Raw genomic sequence first — 21,254 nt, forward strand, 5'->3', positions numbered from 1 at the left:
TGTTTTTTGGCGCTAGATCACAGGCGCTATTTTCAGTAGGTTATAGAGAGTTTGTTACTGTTTTATTTTTCCGGGGTAGCACTTACCTCTTACGCAGGCGTGCGTATGCATCCTGCGATCACTGACAAACCATCATCAAAAAAACCGATGGAAGGGAACATTATGCGAATTGGCATACCAAAAGAGCGGTTAACCAATGAAACCCGAGTCGCAGCAACGCCAAAAACGGTTGAGCAACTGCTGAAACTGGGTTTTACCGTCGCGGTTGAAAGCGGCGCGGGTCAACTGGCAAGTTTTGACGATAAGGCATTTACAGAAGCGGGCGCAGAAATTGTAGAGGGAAATGCGGTCTGGCAGTCAGAGATCATCCTGAAGGTCAATGCGCCGGAAGACGATGAAATTCCTTTACTGAATGCGGGTACGACGCTGGTGAGTTTCCTCTGGCCGGCGCAGAATCCTGAGCTATTGCAAAAACTCGCGGAACGCAATGTAACCGTGATGGCGATGGACTCCGTGCCGCGTATTTCGCGCGCGCAGTCGCTGGATGCCCTGAGCTCAATGGCCAACATCGCCGGTTATCGCGCGATTGTGGAAGCCGCACATGAATTTGGTCGTTTCTTTACCGGGCAAATTACCGCTGCGGGCAAAGTGCCGCCAGCGAAAGTGATGGTGATTGGCGCGGGCGTCGCAGGTCTGGCGGCCATTGGCGCGGCAAACAGCCTTGGCGCCATTGTACGTGCGTTTGATACCCGTCCAGAGGTAAAAGAACAGGTTCAGAGTATGGGCGCTGAATTCCTCGAACTGGATTTTAAAGAGGAAGCGGGCAGCGGCGATGGCTATGCCAAAGTGATGTCCGAAGCGTTTATTAAAGCGGAAATGGAACTCTTTGCCGCGCAGGCGAAAGAGGTCGATATTATCGTCACGACCGCACTAATCCCGGGTAAACCAGCGCCGACGCTGATCACGCGCGAGATGGTTGATTCCATGAAGTCCGGCAGCGTGATTGTCGATCTGGCCGCGCAAAACGGCGGTAACTGTGAATACACCGTCGCCGGTCAGGTGACTACGACCGACAATGGCGTGAAGGTTATCGGTTACACCGATCTGCCGGGCCGTCTGCCGACGCAATCCTCCCAGCTTTACGGCACCAACCTGGTCAACTTGCTCAAACTGCTGTGCAAAGAGAAAGACGGCAATATCGACGTCGACTTTGACGACGTGGTTGTGCGCGGCGTAACGGTCGTGCGTGACGGTGAAATTACCTGGCCCGCGCCGCCGATTCAGGTGTCTGCTCAGCCGCAGGCTGCGCCGCAAGCGGCTCCAGCGCCGAAAGAAGCGGAAAAACCGGCTTCACCGTGGCGTAAATATGCGCTGATGGCGCTGGCGATCATTCTGTTTGGTTGGCTGGCTGACGTGGCGCCGAAAGAGTTCCTCGGCCACTTCACCGTTTTCGCACTTGCTTGCGTGGTGGGTTACTACGTGGTGTGGAACGTTTCGCACGCGCTGCATACGCCGTTGATGTCTGTGACTAACGCCATCTCAGGGATTATCGTTGTCGGGGCATTGTTACAGATTGGCCAGGGAGGCTGGGTGAGTTTCCTGAGCTTTATCGCGGTGCTTATCGCCAGCATTAATATTTTCGGTGGCTTCACCGTGACTCAGCGTATGCTGAAAATGTTCAGGAAAAACTAAGGGGTAACACATGTCTGGAGGATTAGTTACAGCTGCATACATTGTTGCCGCGATCCTGTTTATCTTCAGTCTGGCCGGGCTCTCTAAGCATGAGACGTCCCGACAGGGTAACAACTTTGGTATCGCCGGGATGGCGATTGCGCTGGTGGCGACGATCTTCGGCCCGGATACCGGCAACGTTGCCTGGATTCTGGTGGCGATGATTATCGGTGGGGCGATCGGTATCCGTCTGGCGAAACGCGTTGAAATGACCGAAATGCCGGAGCTGGTGGCGATTCTGCACAGCTTCGTCGGCCTGGCGGCGGTGCTGGTGGGCTTTAACAGCTACCTGTACCACGAGGCGGGTCTGGAACCGATTCTGGTGAATATTCACCTGACGGAAGTGTTCCTCGGCATCTTCATTGGCGCGGTTACCTTCACCGGTTCCGTGGTGGCGTTTGGCAAGCTGTGCGGTAAGATTTCGTCCAAACCGCTGATGCTGCCGAATCGTCACAAAATGAACCTGGCGGCGCTGGTGGTTTCTTTCCTGCTGCTGGTGGTGTTTGTACGTACCGAAAGCGTTGGCTTGCAGGTTCTGGCGCTGCTGGTGATGACCATTATTGCGCTGGCTTTCGGCTGGCACCTGGTGGCGTCCATTGGCGGGGCGGATATGCCGGTTGTGGTGTCCATGCTGAACTCCTATTCCGGTTGGGCAGCGGCGGCGGCAGGCTTTATGCTGGGTAACGACCTGCTGATCGTCACCGGCGCGTTGGTCGGTTCTTCGGGTGCGATTCTGTCTTACATCATGTGTAAGGCGATGAACCGCTCTTTCATCAGCGTTATCGCGGGTGGTTTCGGCAGCGATGGATCTTCTACTGGCGACGATCAGGTCGCGGGCGAGCACCGTGAGATCACGGCGGAAGACACGGCTGATATGCTGAAAAATTCGCACTCGGTCATCATTACCCCTGGCTATGGCATGGCGGTTGCGCAGGCGCAGTATCCGGTGGCGGAAATCACCGAGAAACTGCGCGCGCGCGGTATCAAGGTGCGTTTTGGCATCCACCCGGTTGCGGGGCGCTTGCCTGGTCACATGAACGTACTGCTGGCGGAAGCGAAAGTGCCGTATGACATCGTGCTGGAAATGGACGAAATCAACGACGACTTCGCTGACACCGATACGGTGCTGGTTATCGGCGCGAACGACACGGTGAACCCGGCGGCGCAGGACGATCCGCGTAGCCCGATTGCCGGTATGCCGGTTCTGGAAGTCTGGAAAGCGCAAAACGTTATCGTGTTTAAACGCTCGATGAATACCGGCTATGCCGGGGTGCAGAACCCGCTGTTCTTTAAAGACAACACGCATATGCTGTTTGGCGATGCGAAAGCCAGCGTGGATGCGATTCTGAAAGCGCTTTAATCTTTACCGACGCAAGTCATAAAACGGCCTCTCAGGAGGCCGTTTTTACATCTGAAGAGATCAGGTTTTATTCAAATCACTGAGCAGGACGGCAATGCTTTGCCCGCCGGAGGTTTGCTCCAGCGCGATCTTAACGATGATCGTCAACGGTACGGAAAGCAGCATGCCGACAGGGCCTAATAACCACCCCCAGAAGATCAGGGAGAGAAAAACCACCAGCGTGGAAAGGCCCAATCCACGCCCCATGATGCGGGGCTCAAGGATGTTCCCGAACACCAGATTGATAATCAGATACCCCGTCAGCACCACCAGCGCGTCATAAAGACCGCTGAACACCAGAACCTGCGCAATAGGCGGGATTGCGGCCAGAACCGAGCCAATATTGGGGATATAGTTAAGTGCGAAAGCCAACAGTCCCCAAACGAATGCGAAACGAACTTCCAGCAGCGCCAGCATTCCCCAGACCACAACGCCCGTGATAATGCTGATCGCCGTTTTCAGCACCAGATAATGCGATACGCTGTCGATTGCGCGCTGAATCGCGGCCATACCTTCAACCGGCCTGGCCATCATCTGCTGGAGTTTACCGGGCAATTGCGGAACTTCCAGCAGCATAAAGACCACGGTTAACAAGAGCAGGAAAATGGATGACATGGCGTTAGACAGCTGCGCCAGCAAATTCGTCACCAGCGTCATGGCGGCGTTAGGGTCGATATATTTCACCAGTTCATCCACCGAGACGCCGATGCCCAGGCGCTGTAGCCACGGTTCAATGTTTTTCAGCGGCACAACCAATGATGAGCGGTATTGCGGCAGCGTGCGGGCTAACTCATTTAGCGATGTGCCGAGATAGGCCAGCAGCAACACCATGCCCATCACGATAATCCCGATCAGTATCGATACGGCCAAAACCCGCGGGATGCGAAGCCTGACCATGCGCTGCACCAGCGGACTCAGTACCACCGCAATAAATAACGCCAGAATAAACGGCACAATAATATCGGCAGCGAAGCGAATACCGGTGAGAATGATGACCAGCATTCCCAGCATGATTACGAGTTTCAGGCCGTTAAGCGTGATGATCGGTTTTGCCATGATAATTCCTGAATTTTTGTTCTTACTCTTTATAATAATGTGATTTTTGTCGGGCTGTGCTAACAAAAATCAAACGGCGCGGGTAAAGAAGTGAAAAGGTTTTGAGTTAATTCTAAGGCTGTGGTACAAATCAGACGTGTTTAACTACCGAGGACAATTTTCATCCGCGATGACGAGAAGCAACACTGCGGATAATTGTAATATTATGGACAATATGTTCAGGACGTTTTTTTCTACACAGACCGTACTTCTTCGCACTTCTTCCTCTTTCCTGCTTGCTGGTGAGCAGCACTGGCGCAACGCGCTTTAGTCCCTTACTTCTGCCTGAGCTGGCGTTACGCGCCTGGCTAATTCATTTTATTTTTTGGTTTGCTGCATGCAGCAGGCCCGAAGGACTATATTCTCAAGCAGGAGAAGCACCATGTTTTACTGGATTTTATTAGCCCTTGCCATTGCGGCTGAAATTACCGGAACGCTGTCGATGAAATGGGCAAGCGTAAGCAATGGCAACACGGGTTTTATTTTAATGCTGGTCATGATTACGCTGTCGTATATTTTTCTCTCTTTTGCCGTAAAAAAAATTGCGCTTGGCGTGGCGTATGCCTTGTGGGAAGGCATCGGTATTTTATTTATTACGCTGTTTAGCGTGCTGTTATTTGACGAAGCCTTATCGGCCATGAAAATTGCGGGTCTGGTTACGCTGGTATTCGGGATCGCGCTGATCAAATCGGGTACGCGCAAGCCAGTAAACGCCGCGAAGGAGGCGACGCATGCCGCAGTTTGAGTGGGTTCATGCCGCGTGGCTGGCGATGGCGATCGTTCTGGAAATCGTCGCTAACGTGTTCCTGAAATTTTCTGACGGCTTTCGTCGCAAGTTCTATGGCATTCTGTCGCTGGCCGCGGTGCTGGCGGCCTTCAGCGCGCTCTCTCAGGCGGTGAAAGGCATTGATCTTTCGGTGGCATATGCGTTGTGGGGCGGATTTGGTATCGCCGCCACGCTGGCAGCCGGGTGGGTGCTTTTTGGACAGCGTCTGAACAACAAAGGCTGGGTAGGCGTGGTATTGCTGCTTATCGGCATGATCATGATAAAACTGGCCTGACAGCTATGCTGCCCGTTACGGCGGGCAGCGCACGGGAACCATCATCTATTCCTGAGCCAGCGCTTCCAGCTTGTCGCGAAAGCCGGTGACGGAAATCGCGCGGTTGTCAGCCCGCCAGCGATCTTTTGCCGCCGGAGCGGAACTTTGTACGCCAATCAACTGCCAGCCAGCGTCGGTATGCAGCATTAACGGAGAACCGCTGTCGCCGGGCAGCGTGTCGCACTGGTGAGAGAGCACCGCGTTTTGCGCCCAGCCGGTAATCAGGCAATCCTGATGCGAGTAAAGCGTATCAAGATGATCTTCCGGGTAACCTGACTGCGTCACTTTGCGGTCGGCGGTTTTCAGGGCAGCGGTTAGCGCGGCTTTATCGCCTTCAAATAAGGGCAGTGGAGTAATGCCGGACGGCGGATAACGCAACACAATCAAACCAAAATCCCACGGCGCGGCGGCCGGAGGGACAATCCAGCCATCGCCATCAGGCTTTAAGCGCTTTCCCAGCGACGGATCGACCCGACCTTCAATACCGTGAATTTCATAACGCCAGAGACCTTTTTGCGATACGAAACGCAAAGCCACGGCTTTATCTGGCTTCCCTTTCGGCGGCGTTAACAAGCAGTGTCCGGCGGTGAGCGCCAGATGAGATGAAATGAGCGTGGCGGTACACAGGTTGCCGCTGGCGGTTTCCAGTTGACCAATAGCGTCCCACGGCGACTGCGTCGGATCTTCAACCTTGACCCGATCGTCATGGTCAAAAAATAACGTTTTGGTTTCACGGGTATCCGTGGTGGTATCTGCCTCATCCGCATGAGCAACAACAGGGGAAAGACAAATTACGCCCAGTAATACCGCAATGGTTTTATGCATATCACACTCTGTGTGGGTAATTATGATTATTAAAAGCAAACCCTCAGTGAATACTATAGACGTGACGGCAGGAAAGTGGGAGTAAAATCAGATAACTACATTCAGGAAATATAAAAATGCGTGGCAATAAGGGCGCATAATATAAGCATGGTGAGAATCAACTCAAAGCGGTAACGAAACACGTTAACCCTCCGAAGAAACGGCGCTAAACCCGATGATTTAGCGCCGTGTGTTATGGCGCGGGGGAGCGCCATAGAACTCGCCAGTGCCTTATGCCGCCGGTTTAGCTGCCGGTTTAGCCGCAGTATGTTTTACCGCTTTTTTGGTGTGTTTTTTCGCTGCCTGCGCTTTTTGTTCAGGCGCTTTCTGAGTCGCTGCTGCTTTGTGGTGTTTTTTGTGATGCGTGGTTTTTGCCGGTGCGGTTTTAGCGGGTGCCGCAGCCGGAGCCGTCGTGGACGTTGCCGTTTCAGCAGCAAATGCAGCAGAAGACAGACCCATAGCAGCGGCAACAACCAGAGCTAATACTTTTTTCATTCTGATACCCTCGATTTGGTTTTTTATTCAACCCCACTGCGGGGCCGGTGAAATCACTATATCGCTGTAAATCGAGGGCTTCCGTGAGTCATTGGTATCGGCGTGTAACGGTATGTACAACCGGCCCGACAGATTGACGCTATCGGGCAAATAAGAGACATCATGACAAATAGCGTGATTCCAGATGCGCCCGGAAGTAACGGCTGCTCAACGGTTCTCCGGTGGCCTGAGCGATCAGCTGCGCGGTAGTAAAGCGACTGCCGTGCTGCCAGATATTTTGTCGCAGCCAGTCAAACAAGGCGCTGAGATCGCCTTGCGCAATCTGATTATGCAGATCCGGCAATGCGCTATGGGCGGCGCTAAACAGCTGTGCGGCATACATGGCGCCCAGCGTATAAGACGGGAAGTAGCCAAAGCCGCCGTCGGTCCAGTGGATGTCCTGCATACAGCCGTTACGGTAATCTCCCGCGGTTGACAGCCCCAGCCAGGCCTGCATTTTTTCATCCCACAGTGCGGGAATATCATCCACTTCGATGTCGCCGTTAATCAGCGCCTGTTCAATGTCATAGCGCAAGATAACATGGGCAGGATAACTCACTTCGTCGGCATCCACGCGGATAAAGCCCGGTTTCACCCGCTGATTCCAGGCAATGAAATTCGCTTCTTCAAAAGCGGGCTGATCGCCAAAATGACGTTTAACGGCGGGAATGAGCCGTTTGAGGAACGCCGTGCTGCGACCCAGTTGCATCTCGAAAAATAGGCTCTGGGATTCATGGATGGCCGTGGAGCGGGCAAACGCGATCGGCTGACCCTGCCAGGCGTGGGGCAGATTCTGTTCATAGCGGGCGTGCCCCGTTTCGTGGATCACGCCAAAGAGCGCGCTGAGTAATTCATTTTCATCATAGCGCGTGGTGATGCGCACATCTTCCGGCACGCCGCCGCAGAACGGGTGGGCGCTGATGTCCAGCCGACCGGCGTTAAAATCAAACCCTAACTGCGACATGGTTTCCAGTCCCAGTTCACGCTGTAGCGCCGTCGGGAACGGGCCGAGCGGCGCAATCAGTGGCTGATGTGACTGTTTTGACACCGCGCGGTTTAACAAATCGGGAAGCCAGGTTTTGACATCCGCAAACAGAACATCCAGTTGGGCGCTGGTCATATCGGGCTCAAAAATATCCAGCAGGGCATCGTAGGGCGAACATCCTTTAGCTTCGGCGCGAAGTTTTGCCTCTTCACGGCTGTATTTCACAACCTCTTTCAGATTCTGCGCAAATCCTTGCCAGTCATTCGCCGGACGCTGACTCCGCCATGCGTGTTCACACCGGCTCCCCGCCAGTGATTTCGCCTCCACCAGTGACTCAGGCAGCAGGGCCGCCTGATGGTGCCGCCTCGCCATTTCACGCAGGTTCGCCTGCTCAACATCGTTCAAATCTTCCTGCCCGGCGGCGGCTATCCACTGCGCAACCTTCGGGTCAGTCAATAACTGATGTTCCAGCACGTTCAGCTCGGCCAGCGCTTCGCCTCGCGCGGTGCTTCCACCGGGAGGCATCATGGTGAACATATCCCAACTGGCGATAGCGGAGAGATGCGAAAAGCGGGAGAGGCGCTGGAAAGTGCGGGTGAGTTGTTGGTAGTGGCTCTTGTTGGACATTGTTGTGTTCCCGTCGTGTTCTGCGAATGTGAGGAGTTTACCCTGATTCATACATGTTTATGCGCTGATGGCAACGATGGCAGAAATGTTGGTAGGTTGTAAGTGATAATGATACTTCTTATCATAAATGGCGGTGTCGTGAAGCACACTGGTGAAATATTAACAGGGAACAGGGATGCAACAGGAAATCAATAACGCCTATATTGTCAGGACAAAAGCAGTATCAGGCTGCTTTTCTATGTTTATGCTGATGTTTGGTATTACATTTACGCCACTGTTTTTTACCCGCAGTGCGCAATTAATGGAAAGTGGGTTACTTTTACCGCTGATGTTTGTGCTGGAGTTTCTTATTCTGGTCCCGCTGTATTATCTCTTTTTTAGAAAAAGAGACGGTCTGGGAAAAGGCACATTGAGTGCAAAGTGGTTTGTTATTTTGTTTGGCGCCATTCTGATCATCCAGTTTCTTTTACCTGCTATGTTGGGGATGAGAAAAACAGAAGCGTGGGTCATGACGCAGGTTTCATTGCATAACTACGCTTTCTGGCTGACCAACCTGTCACTGATTTTCCTCGTCCCGGTCTACGAGGAAATCGTCTTCAGAGGGTGTCTGTTCAACGCCTTTCAGTACTGGTTCAATGATAAGGTGTGGGCGACGTCGCTTGCCGTTTCAACGCTGTTTGCGCTGATGCATACGCAGTACGCCGATATCAGAACATTATTGATGTTATTTTTAATATCGCAGGTGCTTATTGTCGCCAGAGTCAAATCTAAAGGGTTATTAATGCCTGTTACCCTGCATATATTAATGAATGCGACGGTGATCGGGATACAATATGGCGTTCAGGTCTTATTATCCTCCGGGTGATATTTACGGCATTCGGAAGCGATATCGTCAGTGTTGCCCACCATTACAGGTAGTTTTATCTTCCGGTCTCGCTTTTGGCTATCGCGCGGGGTAAAGTCAAATCTCAACAATAAAAATAAATACACACAGCATGATGAATCCAATTATCTGGGTTATCTTTGCTCTTCTGGCACTGGATGCCGTCAGGGAATTGATGGGGGCTTCTTCCATCCTGGGATTGTGGTAATCCAAAGCGCTGGTTGAGCTGTAAAGAATGCCCGGGCTCGACCCGGGCTTCTCTTTATCAAACGTGCAGACGATGATGCAGGCGGGAGCCAACCAGCAGCGCCAGAAGCAGCATCAGCGCGATAAACCCGCCCACACCGTTCCAGCCATAGCTGTGCCAGAATACCCCGCCTAACGTCCCGGCAATGCTGGAACCCAGGTAATAGCTGAAGAGATACAGGGAAGATGCCTGGCCTTTGGCGCGTTTCGCGCGTGGGCCAATCCAGCTGCTTGCCACCGAATGCGCGGCAAAGAATCCGGCGGAGAAGAGCAGCATTCCGGCGAAAATCAGCCATAGCGACGTGAACAGCGTCATTAACAGCCCGAACAACATCACGCCGGTTGAGAATAACATCACCGGCCCGCGACCATAACGCGTCGTCATGGCGCCTGCTTTAGGCGAACTCCAGGTGCCCGTCAGGTAAGCCACCGATAAAAGCCCCACAATGGCCTGGCTGAGTTCCCAGGGCGAAAGCATCAACCGATAGCCGATATAGTTAAATAGCGTGACAAACGACCCCATTAACAAAAAGCCTTCTGCGAATAACAGCGGCAGGCCCCTGTCGCGCCAGTGAAGGCGGAAGTTGATGAACAGCGTTTTGGGGCGTAATGAAGTCGGTCGGAAATGGCGGGATTCCGGCAAGATTTTCCAGAACATCAATGCGGACGCCAGCGCGAAACAGCCGATCGCCGCCAGTGCGATGCGCCAGTTAAAAAAGTCAGTAAATACGCCGCTGATCAGACGCCCGCTCATGCCGCCAATCGAGTTGCCGCTAATGTACAACCCCATTGAGAAGGCGACGAAACTGGGATGGATCTCTTCACTTAAATAGGTCATGCCTACCGCAGCGACGCCGCTCAACGACAGGCCTATCAGCGCGCGCATGATTAAAATGCCATGCCAGCTGGTCATCATGGTGGAAAGCAGCGTACAGCAGGAGGCCAGCAGCAGCGCCGTCACCATTACAGGTTTGCGGCCGATCGCGTCGGACAACGGGCCGGTAAACAGCAGCCCGATGGCTAACATGCCGGTGGAGATGGAAAGCGAGATACTGCTGCTGGCGGGAGAGACGCCAAATTCATGGGACAGCACAGGCAGTATCGGTTGTACGCAATAGAGAAGGGCGAACGTCGCCAGCCCGGCGGAGAATAGCGCCAGCGTAACGCGCATAAACTGGGATGTACCACGTTTTATATATTGAACCGGCTGGGAAATAATGTGTTCATCAACATCGCTCGCCGTTGCGGTGTCGACAGCAGTAATACGACTCACTTGAAATCCTTGCTCAACATCCCCGTGATTATGGTGACGGGTATGACCTCAGTGCTAAGAGTAGGAAAATCAAAATATTCTGTCTAATATATTAATAATCTCAAATAATATTTATAAAATATGAATATTGAACTTCGTCATCTACGTTACTTTGTGGCGGTTGCGGAAGAGTTGCATTTTGGCCGGGCGGCTGCGCGGCTGAACATCTCTCAACCCCCGCTAAGCCAGCAGATCCAGACCCTTGAGCAGCAGATTGGCGCACGGCTGCTGGCGCGAACCAACCGGAGCGTTGCGCTGACGGCGGCGGGTAAGCAGTTTCTGGCAGACAGTCGGCAGATCCTTGGGCTGGTGAATGAGGCCGCCGCCCGCGCGGAACGCTTGCATCAGGGGGAGACCGGCGAGTTGCGCATTGGCTTCACCTCATCCGCGCCGTTTATTAAAGCCGTCTCGGATACGCTGTCTCTGTTTCGCCAGGACTACCCGGATGTGCATATGCAGACCCGTGAAATGAACACTCGCGAGCAGATTGCGCCGCTTAATGAAGGCGCGTTGGATATGGGGTTACTGCGCAATACCTCATTGCCGGATACGCTGGACTGGGAAGTGATTCTGCATGAACCGTTGCTGGCGATGATCCCCCGTGAACATCCGCTGGCGCAAAAGCCGGTCGTGACGCTGGCGGAGCTGGCGAAAGAACCGTTTGTCTTTTTTGATCCGCATGTCGGAACGGGGTTGTATGACGATATTCTCGGCCTGATGCGCCGTTACCATCTCACTCCGGCGATCACTCAGGAGGTTGGAGAGGCGATGACGATTATCGGGCTGGTAGCCGCAGGGCTGGGGGTGTCGATCCTGCCCGCCTCGTTTAAGCGGGTACAGCTTGATGAAATGCGTTGGGTGCCCATTGCCGAAGCGGACGCCGTGTCGGAAATGTGGCTGGTATGGCCGAAACATCATGAACAAAGTCACGCTGCGCAACGATTTCGCCATCAACTTTTAATGGCCGCAAAGCGCGCTTAATTTAGTTTAAAAAGGGATGAAAATGTGCAGTAAATCACACGGCTAAGTAAAAAGTTGACGACAACTATTGAAGTCATTCACCATAGCCCACAGATTATTTCGGAGCGCGAAAATAAAGGGAGTCAGAGGTGGTTGCTGATAGTCAGCCAGGGCATATCGATCAAATCAAGCAGACCAATGCTGGCGCGGTATATCGCCTGATTGATCAGCTGGGCCCCGTGTCGCGAATTGATCTTTCTCGTCTGGCGCAACTGGCGCCTGCCAGTATCACTAAAATTGTTCGCGAAATGCTCGAAGCGCATTTAGTTCAGGAGCTGGAGATCAAAGAGGCGGGAAGCCGTGGTCGCCCGGCGGTCGGGCTGGTGGTGGAAACCGAGGCCTGGCACTATTTGTCTATTCGTATCAGCCGTGGCGAGATTTTTCTCGCCCTGCGTGACCTGAGCAGCAAGCTGGTGGTGGAGGAGTGCCTTGAGCTACCGCTGGTTTCTGAGACTCCGCTGCTTGAACGCATCATTTTTATGGTCGATCAGTTTTTTATCCGTCACCAGCAAAAACTCGAACGCCTGACCTCTATCGCCATCACCTTACCCGGTATTATTGATACTGAGAATGGCATTGTGCACCGCATGCCGTTTTACGACGATGTCAAAGAGATGCCGTTGGGGGAAACCCTCGAACACCACACCGGCGTACCGGTCTATATTCAGCATGATATCAGCGCCTGGACGATGGCTGAGGCGCTTTTTGGCGCATCGCGCGGCGCGCGTGATGTTATTCAGGTGGTGATTGATCACAACGTTGGGGCTGGCGTGATTACCGACGGCCACTTACTGCATGCGGGCAGCAGCAGTCTGGTGGAGATCGGCCATACGCAGGTCGACCCCTACGGTAAACGTTGTTACTGCGGGAACCACGGCTGTCTGGAAACGATCGCCAGCGTGGACAGCGTGCTTGAACTGGCGCAGCTGCGACTCAATCAGTCGATGAGTTCTTCGCTGCACGGGCAGCCGCTGACGGTAGATTCGCTGTGCCAGGCGGCGGTGCAGGGGGATTTGCTGGCGAAAGATATCATTAGCGGCGTCGGGATGCATGTTGGCCGCATTCTGGCGATCATGGTGAATTTATTTAATCCGCAAAAAATTCTGATCGGTTCGCCGCTGAGCAAAGCGGCGGAAATCCTTTTTCCGGCAATTGCGGACAGCATCCGTCAACAGGCGCTGCCGGCGTATAGCAAGCATATCGCCGTTGAAAGCACGCAGTTTTCCAATCAAGGGACGATGGCGGGCGCCGCACTGGTAAAAGACGCGATGTATAACGGTTCTTTGTTGATTCGTCTATTACAGGGTTAACATTTTTTAACTGTCGTACGAAAATTTGCGCTAACGCAAGCTGATCGCGATTGTCATACCTTAGACTTTCTCCACTGTATTATTTTCCTGGCTTATATTTTCGAAGCATAACGGTGGAGTTAGTGATGCTGAAGCGTTTCTTTATTACAGGTACAGACACTTCTGTTGGGAAGACAGTGGTTTCCCGCGCATTACTACAAGCGTTAGCGTCAGGGAACAAAAGCGTCGCAGGTTATAAACCCGTTGCGAAAGGCAGCAAAGAGACGCCGGAAGGCATGCGCAATAAAGATGCGCTGGTGTTGCAGAGCGTCTCTTCTATTGAGCTGCCTTATGAGGCGATCAATCCGATTGCGCTGAGCGAAGACGAAAGCAGCGTGGCGCATAGCTGTCCGATCAATTACACCCTGTTATCTAACGGGCTTGCCAGCCTGAGCGAAAAGGTTGACCACGTCGTGGTGGAAGGCACCGGCGGCTGGCGCAGCCTGATGAACGACCTGCGTCCGTTATCTGAATGGGTCGTGCAGGAGCAGTTACCGGTGTTGATGGTGGTGGGGATTCAGGAAGGCTGCATTAACCATGCGCTGCTGACCGCACAGGCTATCGCCAATGACGGATTACCGCTGATCGGCTGGGTGGCGAACCGCATCAATCCCGGACTGGCGCATTATGCCGAAATCATTGATGTGTTAAGCAAAAAACTGCCTGCGCCGCTGATTGGCGAACTGCCTTATTTGCCGCGTGCCGAACAACGCGAGCTGGGGCAATATATCCGTCTGTCAATGCTCGGCAGTGTGCTGTCGGTAGACCGAGTCCTCGCGTAACGTTCGCGATAAGACCGACGCCACCACGCAGGCAATCAGTAATCCGGGGAGTAGCCGATACTCCCCGGTCATTTCACAGATCATCAGCGTCGACATCATCGGCGCGTGTGTTGTTGCCGCCAGCAGCGTCGCCATTCCTGTTAATCCCAGCAATATTGCCATCTCATCCGCTCCCGGAAGCCAGAATCCCCACATCCGACCGTATAACATACCAATCGACAAGCCGATGAACAGCGTGGGGGTAAAGACGCCGCCGGGCGCACCGGAACCGCTGCTGGCGAGTACGGCGAGTAATTTGCAGATGAAGATCCCGGCGATCACGGAGAGCAGCGGCGGGGAGAGCAAAAATGACTGCACGACGCTGTAGCCATTTCCCCAGACGGCCGGCGTCAGCAGGGATAGTAAGCCAACGATGAATCCGCCCAGCGCCAGTTGCCACGGAGGCGATAATTTCAGCCGAATAAAACCGTTATGAGTGGTGGTCATTAACCACATAAACAGCGGCCCGCAGACGCCAGCCACCAGCCCGGTGCTGATAATCATCGCATATTCCCGCACATGTAAATCCAGTGACAGGTGAACCGTATAGAGCAGGGCATTACCGCCGCTGAGCAAATGGGTGGTCAGTAATGCCACGACGGCGGAAATCACAACGGGGCCCAGCGACGCCAGCATCAGCGTGCCAAACAGGATTTCCGCGATAAAGAGGCTGCCCGCCAGCGGGGCGTGATACGCGCTGGCCATCCCTGCCGCAGCGCCGCAGGCGATCCACAATTTCCACTCTTCACGCGGGGTGCAACGCTGAGCAAAACAGGATGCCGCCAGCGCTGCCAGTAAGATCATGGCCCCTTCGCGCCCGATGGCGCTACCGCTGGCGACGACCAGCAGCGAAGCAAGGGACTTCACCAGACTTGCCCCGTAATCGAATTGCCCATCTGTTTGCAGGGCTTCCATGTAGTCGGTGGGGGCATGGGGGCGTTGTTGATTCATTTTCTGCCAGCCCCAGAGCAGCGCACCTGCCGCGAGGCCGCCCACGGCGGGGGTGATCAGTCGTCGCCAGGGCGAAAGGTTTGTCGCGGCATTCACCAGGCTTCCCGTATCGTTACGTAAAAAAAGCCATTCCAGCACCAGCATGGCGTGACGAAACCCGGCTACCGCCAGTGCGGCAAGGATGCCAATTATTGTCGCGATTAACAGGCGGCGAAACATCGCTCGCAGGTCAGGGTATGTATGTAGGCGGTGCATGGGCAGACCACACAGGCATTTTCAGGAGTGTCTATTTTGCGGGTAAACAGCGCGGGACGCAAAAGCACTGCGTGCGCAGGGGGAACTGCCCGATGGCGCTTCGCTTACCGGCCCGACAAGAATGTGCTCCGTAGGCCAGGTAAAGCGTAGCTGCCATCCGGCGTTTAGCTACTTTCGTGAATATTCAGCGCCCGACGGGTGCGGCCTGAACTGAGATAATCGGCAATGTAATCCTGCGAGATTTCGCCGTTATAGCGTCCTTCCTCATCGACAATGGGCATCCAGCTGGTGTTACTCTCGTACAGTTTCGACAGCACAATACGCAGGTTGTCTTCCGCTTTTCCGGTGACGCGAAACGGGTGGATTATATCCGCGCAGGTGCCGTTGGCGTTCCTGGCTTCACGACGCTTCACAAAGCCAAGCGGCTTGCCGTCGCTGTCGACAACGGTGATCGCGCGAATATCATTATCGTCCATGATGCCGAACGCCTCTGCCAGCGAGGTGGCGGTGCGGGCGGTCAGGGTGGGTTGTTGGTCGGTTACGTCGCCCGCCGAAACCAGCAGAAGACGTTTTAGCGTACGATCCTGACCGACAAATGAGCCGACGAATTCATTCGCCGGTTTTGCCAGCAATTCATCCGGGCTGGCGCACTGTATAATGCGGCCCTGGCGAAATACGGCAATCCTGTCGCCCAGCTTCAGCGCTTCATCGATATCATGGCTGACCAGCATCACCGTCTTTTTCAGCGCCCGCTGCATATCAAGAAACTGATTCTGAATCACCTCGCGGTTAATCGGGTCCACCGCACCGAAAGGTTCATCCATCAACAGCACCGGGGGATCGGCCGCCAGCGCGCGGATCACGCCGATGCGCTGTTGTTGACCGCCAGACATCTCTTTCGGATAGCGATGCAGAAACTTTTTCGCATCCATTGCCACCATGTCCATTAACTCTTCCGCGCGACGTTTGCAGCGGGTTTTATCCCAGCCCAGCATACGCGGGACAACCGTGATGTTCTCTTCGATGGTCATGTTGGGAAACAGGCCAATTTGCTGGATCACGTAGCCAATGTTGCGCCGTAGCGTGACGGTATCCATCGCACTGGTGTTTTGTCCGTTAATGAAAATATTGCCGCTGCTGGGCGCGATCAGCCGGTTGATCATCTTCAGGGTGGTGGTCTTGCCGCAGCCTGACGGCCCAAGCAGCACGCACATTTCACCTTCCGGCACGTTCAGATTGATGTTATCAACGGCGTTAAGCGGTTGGCCGTTCTTCTGTGAAAAGCGTTTGGTGAGGTTTTCCAGTTTTATCATTATCGTATCCCCTTAGGTGTCAGTACGACTTGCAGGCGATGCAGCAACCAGTCGAGCACAATGGCCAACAGACAAATCATCAGCGCACCGGCGATTAACATGCGGATGTCACTCCCGCCGATGCCGTTCAGTAACAGTAACCCCAGGCCGCCAGCGCCAATAACGGCGGCGATGGCCATCACGCCGATATTCATGACGACGGCAGTGCGAATCCCGCCAAAAATCACCGGCAGGGCCATCGGAATTTCTACCCAGCGCAGACGCTGCCAGAACGTCATGCCAATTCCGCGTCCCGCTTCGCGCAAGCCCGGCGGTAAACTGTCGAGCGCGGTGTGCGTGTTGCGCACAATCGGCAGCAACGAGTAAAGAAAAACGGCGGTAATTGCGGGAAGGGCGCCAATCCCCTGACCGATCAGCGAAAACAGCGGGATCATCAAACCAAATAATGCGATGGACGGGATAGTGAGCAGCAGCGTCGCCGCCCCTAACACCGGCGTAGCCAGCCATTTATGACGAACAATCAGAATGCCCAGCGGCACGCCAATGATAATCGCCAGACCGACGGCCAGCGCAACCAGCCACAAATGCTGAAGAGTGAGGCTCGTCAGATAACCCGCGTTATCCATCATGTAATGAATCGTATCCATAAGCGCTCCTTACAGCAGACCTTTTTGTTGCAGGAATGTGCGCGCAACCTGCTGGGGTGACTGGTGATCGATGTCGACCTGCGCATTAAGCGTCGAGATGACGTCGTTATTGAGCAGCCCGGAAAGGGTATTCAGCGCATCATCCAGCCCCGGATGGGCATCCAGTATCTCTTTACGGACGACAGGCGTGACAGCGTAACCTGGGAAGAAGCCTTTATCATCTTCCAGCACCTTGAGGTCAAAACCCTTCACCCGGCCATCCGTGGTGTACACCAGACCGGCGTCCACAAAGCCGTCGCGCACGGCGTTATAGACCAGACCCGGGTCCATTTGCCGAATCTGCGGACGGTCAAGCTGCATCTGGTAGGCATCCTGCAACGGCTTCATCCCGTCGCTGCGCCCGGAAAACTCAAGGTCGAGACCTAACATCCAGTTATTGTCAGGGTCGGTCTGGCGGATGTGTTCGATTTTCGCCACCATTTCCGACAGGGTGTTGATGTTCTCTGCTTCGGCGCGTTTGCGCTGCATGGCGAACGCGTAGGTGTTATTCATATTCGCCGGGTTTAGCCATACCAGTCCGAGCTTCGCATCCAGGCGTTTGACGGTATTGTAGGATTCCTGCGGGCTCATCCGTTTATCAATGTGGTTAAAAATGATCAGGGACGTGCCGGTGTATTCCCAGGTGATATCAATCTGCTTATTCACCATGGCATTACGTGAAATCACCGCCGCAATGTTGGTGCGCGGCTGAACCTGAAAACCCTTTTTTTGCAGGTACTGCACGGTCATGGCGGAAAGGATGTGTTGTTCGGTAAAACCTTTGGTTGCAAGGATCAACGGGGCCGCCTGAGCCTGTCCGGTAACGAGCAACGCGGCGGCAAGCCATCCCAGCAGATGTTTTTTTAATGTCATTCAGCGCTCCTTATTCTTATCGTTGTATCAGGCCGTATGCGGACTGAGGATGCGGCCAAGCAGGGCAAGCAGGCTGTCGAGAATCAGCGCCACCAGAGCGGTTGCCGTTGCGCCCAGAATCAGCGTCGGGAAGTCATTGAGGTAAATGCCGGGGAAAATCAGCTCGCCGTAGCTGCTGGCCCCAATCAGGAACGCCAGCGGGGCCGTACCCACATTAATCGCCGTCGCGATCCGAATCCCAGCAAGCATCACCGGCCAGGCATTGGGCAGTTCAACCTGGCGCAGACGCTGCCATTTCGTCATACCGATGCCGTTCGCGGCTTCAATCAGGGAGGCGGGAACAGAACAAAGCCCGGCGTAGGTATTGCGCACGACAGGAAGAAGCGAGGCGAGGAACAGCGCGAAAATCGCCGGAACGTCGCCAATGCCGATAATCACCATCGCCAGTGCCAGTACGGCCAGAGGCGGCAGAGTATTGCCTACATTAAAGAGCTGCATTACGTATTCGGCGAATCCTTTGGCTGCCGGACGGCTCAGTAAAATGCCGCTGGGAATACCGATAACTAAGGCGAAGAACATGGAGGTAAAGACGAGGAGTAAATGCTGTTTGCCCAAATAAAGCAGATCAACCTGACGCGCTTTAATGGTTTCCAGACCCACTCCCCAAACCAGCAGCGCCAGCACAAGAGCGATCGCGCCAGTAAACCCGAGCACGCGTTTTAACGTAAAAGTGTGCATTGCGGTGTGTCTCCCTGTTTGCATGCGTTATGGCAACGAAAGAGACGTTGCGTGTTGTTATGCCATGTAGCGGCAGGGTGTTTTGAGCTATAGCAACACGTCGGGAAGGATTCCAGCGAGACAGGTATTTAAATTAGCAGGCTATGCATGCCCGTTGCTCATTTGCCCTTACAGGGCTAAGGATGTGCGCGAATGTGAAGAATTGTCTTAAAAATGGAAAGTTAAAGTGACGTTGTCACTTATCGGGAAGGGGAAACAACCGGTTTTTGACGATAAAGGCAGGGCGCGCCCTGCCTGAAAAAGCATTAGCGAAACAGCGGTTTTACGGCGACAGGGATCAGCAACTGAGACTGCCACTGCGCCAGCGTTTGCTGTGCCAGCTCACCTGCCGCCTGGTAAAATGGATGGTTTGCGCCTTCGATGAAAACCGCCAGGAAGCGCGCAGACCACGGCAACAGATGCCAGGCCAGCAATTGTTCGCATTCGCTATGACGACCATTTTCCGCAAGCCAGGCAGCCAACAGCAGCAGGGAACCAAAATGATCTTCCGGTTCATTTTGCTGGATCTCAAACTGGATGCCGTTGTCCCGCATCCACTGGCGTAATGCCAGCGTAGACTCGCCAAACAACACGCTTTCACGGTCCAGCCAGACCGATCCCCAGGGAGGCGACGGAAGCGCCCAGGGACCGACAAACAGACGTTGCCAGGCTTGCGGGAGCGGCTCCTCGATGTCGGCCTGAAAAACCGCCGCAATCGGCGCCAGAACCTCCGGTGAAAGTGGCCACTGCGCCTGCCAGCCGTCGGTTTTTAACGCTGACACCAACGGGGCGGCTTCGGTACTGTCTGGCGCATAATAAAACAACGCGCCCAGCACGCGTGCAGCCATAGAAAAATCGTCACGTTGTGAAAAAGAAGTCATGAAACCATCCTGAAAGGTGCGGGTTTCCCCGCACGCGTAAGTTAACCTGCAATGGCCATTCCGACGGTCATATGCAGGCCGTAAAACAATCCGCGACCTATGATTTCGCCGCCAAGCACCAGGATTAACCCCAGCAACAATCCGACGACGTGCGGTTCTTTGCGGCGTACTAACGGGCATATCCAGCAACCCAGCCCGGCAGCAAGCAGCACTACGCGCCAGACCTGTAAGCGGCCATAGTCTGGAACCAGCGCGCTCGCCTGTTGCACGGAGCTGTGGATTGCCCCAAGCGACATGCCTTGCATGATGATTACGGCCACGCAGACTAACAGCGCCAGCACGCTGATGCTTGCGAACGTCGTGCCGTTGAATCTGGCGCGCGCGGCGCGCAATATCAGCGCCGCAAATAGCGGCCCGCTCAGGAACACCGTCAGGAAGAATGCCAGCGTCGTGTAGCCATTATACCAGGTAGGAACGGTATCGATCTGATAGACTCGCGTCATTGCCCAGACAAATACCACCCCGAGTACCATGCTGACCAGCAGCCAGATTTTGCCCAGTGCTTCCGGCATTTTGCCGAGCACAGCCACCAGCCACCAGAAACCGCCTACGGCAAAAAAGACAGAGCCAGCGGCAATTTCATTACTCAGCGCGGAAGCGCCTACCCGGTTAAGCGAGTTAAACGCGCGGAACGGCGAGCCGAGGTGCATGATCGACGCCAGAAAACCCAGCCCCATGACGACCCATAAAAAGAACATACCGCGCACAATACGCTGTCTGCTGGCCGCATCGTCTTTCGCCGCAAACCAGCCCAGACCGCTGACAATCAATGCGCCGACAACGCATTGACCGAACACCGTAAACAGCACCAGCGGCCATTCATGCCATCCATTTCCCATTTTATACCTCCTTCGGATTTGCCAGATAACCCGTGGTATCCCCGGTCGGGCGGCTGTTGGCGTTGGGTTTAATCACAATGTTCGGTCTGGTGAAGTGCGCGCCCGGCAGCGGCGCAACGGCCGCCAGCGTGCCATGTTTTTTCCGCAGCTCTTCTATCGGGCCAAAGTCCAGCGCGCGCAGCGGGCAGGACTCGACGCAGATCGGTTTTTTGCCGTCGGCAACGCGGTCATGACAACCGTCGCATTTGGTCATGTGGCCTTTGGCGGCGTTGTACTGCGGCGCACCGTACGGGCAGGCCATATGGCAGTAGCGACAGCCGATGCAGACGTCCTCATCCACCACCACAAAGCCGTCCTCGCGTTTGTGCATCGCGCCACTCGGGCACACTTTCGTGCAGGCCGGGTCTTCGCAGTGGTTGCAGGAGATGGAAAGATAGTAGGCAAAGACATTCTGGTGCCAGACGCCGTTATCCTCCTGCCAGTCGCCGCCCGCATATTCATAGATGCGGCGGAAGCTGACGTCCGGGGTTAAATCTTTGTAGTCTTTGCAGGCCAGTTCGCAGGTTTTGCAACCGGTGCAACGACTGGAGTCAATAAAAAATCCATATTGGGTTGTCATCGGTTACTCCTTATACCTTCTCAACCTGAACGAG

24 protein-coding genes are annotated in these 21,254 nt (G+C 54.4%); 10 read left to right on the forward strand and 14 right to left on the reverse strand.

Annotated features, from left to right (window positions below):
- Positions 1-162: 162 nt before the first annotated feature.
- Together pntA and pntB are read left to right on the forward strand one after the other, a co-directional pair.
- Complete coding sequence (pntA, locus tag OGX93_RS11130) at positions 163-1,692, forward strand: Re/Si-specific NAD(P)(+) transhydrogenase subunit alpha (protein ID WP_071258296.1); 1,530 nt, start codon at positions 163-165, stop codon at positions 1,690-1,692.
- 10 nt (positions 1,693-1,702) lie between these two features.
- Complete coding sequence (pntB, locus tag OGX93_RS11135; protein WP_012132483.1) at positions 1,703-3,091, forward strand: Re/Si-specific NAD(P)(+) transhydrogenase subunit beta; 1,389 nt, start codon at positions 1,703-1,705, stop codon at positions 3,089-3,091.
- Between the two features lie 60 nt (positions 3,092-3,151).
- On the opposite strand, the gene OGX93_RS11140 is transcribed toward pntB, so the two are convergent.
- Positions 3,152-4,186: an AI-2E family transporter gene (locus OGX93_RS11140; RefSeq protein ID WP_047457210.1), complete on the reverse strand. Its 1,035-nt coding sequence runs from the start codon at positions 4,184-4,186 to the stop codon at positions 3,152-3,154.
- 136 nt (positions 4,187-4,322) lie between these two features.
- Here OGX93_RS11140 and OGX93_RS22345 point away from each other — a divergent pair, with 136 nt between their 5' ends.
- From OGX93_RS22345 to mdtI, 3 genes are all read left to right on the forward strand, one after another.
- Positions 4,323-4,496 (forward strand): protein YdgV, encoded by a 174-nt coding sequence (locus OGX93_RS22345; protein WP_012132481.1) that lies wholly within the window; start codon positions 4,323-4,325, stop codon positions 4,494-4,496.
- A gap of 111 nt (positions 4,497-4,607) precedes the next feature.
- Entirely contained in the window at positions 4,608-4,970 is a 363-nt protein-coding gene (gene mdtJ / locus OGX93_RS11145) for a multidrug/spermidine efflux SMR transporter subunit MdtJ (protein ID WP_012132479.1), read from the forward strand.
- Positions 4,957-5,286 (forward strand): multidrug/spermidine efflux SMR transporter subunit MdtI, encoded by a 330-nt coding sequence (mdtI, locus tag OGX93_RS11150; protein WP_012132478.1) that lies wholly within the window; start codon positions 4,957-4,959, stop codon positions 5,284-5,286. The genes mdtJ and mdtI overlap by 14 nt, the downstream gene beginning before the upstream one ends.
- Positions 5,287-5,331: 45 nt before the next feature.
- Here mdtI and OGX93_RS11155 read toward each other — a convergent pair whose 3' ends face one another.
- From OGX93_RS11155 to OGX93_RS11165, 4 genes are all read right to left on the reverse strand, one after another.
- Positions 5,332-6,150, reverse strand: coding sequence for a trypsin-like serine peptidase (locus OGX93_RS11155; RefSeq protein WP_110494281.1), 819 nt, complete (start codon positions 6,148-6,150; stop codon positions 5,332-5,334).
- A gap of 101 nt (positions 6,151-6,251) precedes the next feature.
- Positions 6,252-6,332 (reverse strand): small membrane protein YdgU, encoded by an 81-nt coding sequence (gene ydgU / locus OGX93_RS22350; RefSeq protein WP_455549893.1) that lies wholly within the window; start codon positions 6,330-6,332, stop codon positions 6,252-6,254.
- A gap of 88 nt (positions 6,333-6,420) precedes the next feature.
- Positions 6,421-6,684 (reverse strand): acid resistance repetitive basic protein Asr, encoded by a 264-nt coding sequence (gene asr / locus OGX93_RS11160; RefSeq protein WP_047457204.1) that lies wholly within the window; start codon positions 6,682-6,684, stop codon positions 6,421-6,423.
- A 160-nt stretch (positions 6,685-6,844) separates the two neighbouring features.
- Positions 6,845-8,335, reverse strand: a complete 1,491-nt coding sequence (locus OGX93_RS11165; protein WP_286449600.1) for a carboxypeptidase M32 — start codon at positions 8,333-8,335, stop codon at positions 6,845-6,847.
- Between the two features lie 175 nt (positions 8,336-8,510).
- On the opposite strand from OGX93_RS11165, the gene OGX93_RS11170 reads away from it, so the two are divergent.
- Positions 8,511-9,200 carry a CPBP family intramembrane glutamic endopeptidase gene (locus OGX93_RS11170; RefSeq protein ID WP_047457198.1) on the forward strand — a complete coding sequence of 230 codons (690 nt, stop codon included), beginning with the start codon at positions 8,511-8,513 and terminating at the stop codon, positions 9,198-9,200.
- A gap of 133 nt (positions 9,201-9,333) precedes the next feature.
- Positions 9,334-9,426, forward strand: a complete 93-nt coding sequence (locus OGX93_RS11175) for a KPN_01571 family protein (RefSeq protein WP_208855431.1) — start codon at positions 9,334-9,336, stop codon at positions 9,424-9,426.
- A 57-nt stretch (positions 9,427-9,483) separates the two neighbouring features.
- On the opposite strand, the gene ynfM is transcribed toward OGX93_RS11175, so the two are convergent.
- The gene (gene ynfM / locus OGX93_RS11180) at positions 9,484-10,737 is read right to left on the reverse strand and encodes a multidrug efflux MFS transporter YnfM/SxtP(Kp) (protein ID WP_012132469.1); all 1,254 of its coding nucleotides are present in this window, start codon (positions 10,735-10,737) and stop codon (positions 9,484-9,486) included.
- Between the two features lie 120 nt (positions 10,738-10,857).
- Here ynfM and ynfL point away from each other — a divergent pair, with 120 nt between their 5' ends.
- The 3 genes from ynfL to bioD all read left to right on the forward strand — a co-directional run bounded on the left by ynfL (position 10,858) and on the right by bioD (position 13,927).
- Positions 10,858-11,757, forward strand: a complete 900-nt coding sequence (gene ynfL / locus OGX93_RS11185; RefSeq protein WP_130028383.1) for a multidrug efflux transcriptional activator YnfL/SxtR(Kp) — start codon at positions 10,858-10,860, stop codon at positions 11,755-11,757.
- Between the two features lie 128 nt (positions 11,758-11,885).
- On the forward strand, positions 11,886-13,106 hold the full coding sequence (gene mlc, locus OGX93_RS11190; RefSeq protein WP_012132466.1) for a sugar metabolism global transcriptional regulator Mlc: 1,221 nt from the start codon (positions 11,886-11,888) through the stop codon (positions 13,104-13,106).
- A gap of 125 nt (positions 13,107-13,231) precedes the next feature.
- Positions 13,232-13,927: a dethiobiotin synthase gene (bioD, locus tag OGX93_RS11195; protein WP_024130350.1), complete on the forward strand. Its 696-nt coding sequence runs from the start codon at positions 13,232-13,234 to the stop codon at positions 13,925-13,927.
- On the opposite strand, the gene clcB is transcribed toward bioD, so the two are convergent.
- The 8 genes from clcB to dmsB all read right to left on the reverse strand — a co-directional run bounded on the left by clcB (position 13,883) and on the right by dmsB (position 21,220).
- Entirely contained in the window at positions 13,883-15,172 is a 1,290-nt protein-coding gene (gene clcB / locus OGX93_RS11200) for a voltage-gated ClC-type chloride channel ClcB (RefSeq protein ID WP_048902388.1), read from the reverse strand. The genes bioD and clcB overlap by 45 nt on opposite strands.
- 164 nt (positions 15,173-15,336) lie before the next feature.
- Complete coding sequence (osmV, locus tag OGX93_RS11205) at positions 15,337-16,485, reverse strand: osmoprotectant ABC transporter ATP-binding protein OsmV (RefSeq protein ID WP_047457187.1); 1,149 nt, start codon at positions 16,483-16,485, stop codon at positions 15,337-15,339.
- Entirely contained in the window at positions 16,485-17,132 is a 648-nt protein-coding gene (gene osmW, locus OGX93_RS11210; RefSeq protein WP_012132461.1) for an osmoprotectant ABC transporter permease OsmW, read from the reverse strand. The genes osmV and osmW overlap by 1 nt, the downstream gene beginning before the upstream one ends.
- A gap of 9 nt (positions 17,133-17,141) precedes the next feature.
- Positions 17,142-18,044, reverse strand: a complete 903-nt coding sequence (osmX, locus tag OGX93_RS11215) for an osmoprotectant ABC transporter substrate-binding protein OsmX (protein WP_286449599.1) — start codon at positions 18,042-18,044, stop codon at positions 17,142-17,144.
- Positions 18,045-18,071: 27 nt separating this feature from the next.
- Positions 18,072-18,782 carry an osmoprotectant ABC transporter permease OsmY gene (osmY, locus tag OGX93_RS11220; protein ID WP_012132459.1) on the reverse strand — a complete coding sequence of 237 codons (711 nt, stop codon included), beginning with the start codon at positions 18,780-18,782 and terminating at the stop codon, positions 18,072-18,074.
- A gap of 305 nt (positions 18,783-19,087) precedes the next feature.
- A complete protein-coding gene (dmsD, locus tag OGX93_RS11225; protein WP_024130349.1) occupies positions 19,088-19,702 on the reverse strand; it encodes a Tat proofreading chaperone DmsD in 615 nt (204 codons plus the stop codon).
- A 41-nt stretch (positions 19,703-19,743) separates the two neighbouring features.
- Positions 19,744-20,601, reverse strand: coding sequence for a dimethyl sulfoxide reductase anchor subunit family protein (locus tag OGX93_RS11230; protein ID WP_286449598.1), 858 nt, complete (start codon positions 20,599-20,601; stop codon positions 19,744-19,746).
- 1 nt (position 20,602) lies between these two features.
- Positions 20,603-21,220, reverse strand: coding sequence for a dimethylsulfoxide reductase iron-sulfur subunit DmsB (dmsB, locus tag OGX93_RS11235; RefSeq protein ID WP_012132456.1), 618 nt, complete (start codon positions 21,218-21,220; stop codon positions 20,603-20,605).
- Positions 21,221-21,254: the final 34 nt, after the last annotated feature.

The organism is Citrobacter sp. CK195 (genome assembly GCF_030333365.1).
Classification (GTDB): Bacteria; Pseudomonadota; Gammaproteobacteria; order Enterobacterales; family Enterobacteriaceae; genus Citrobacter_B; species Citrobacter_B koseri.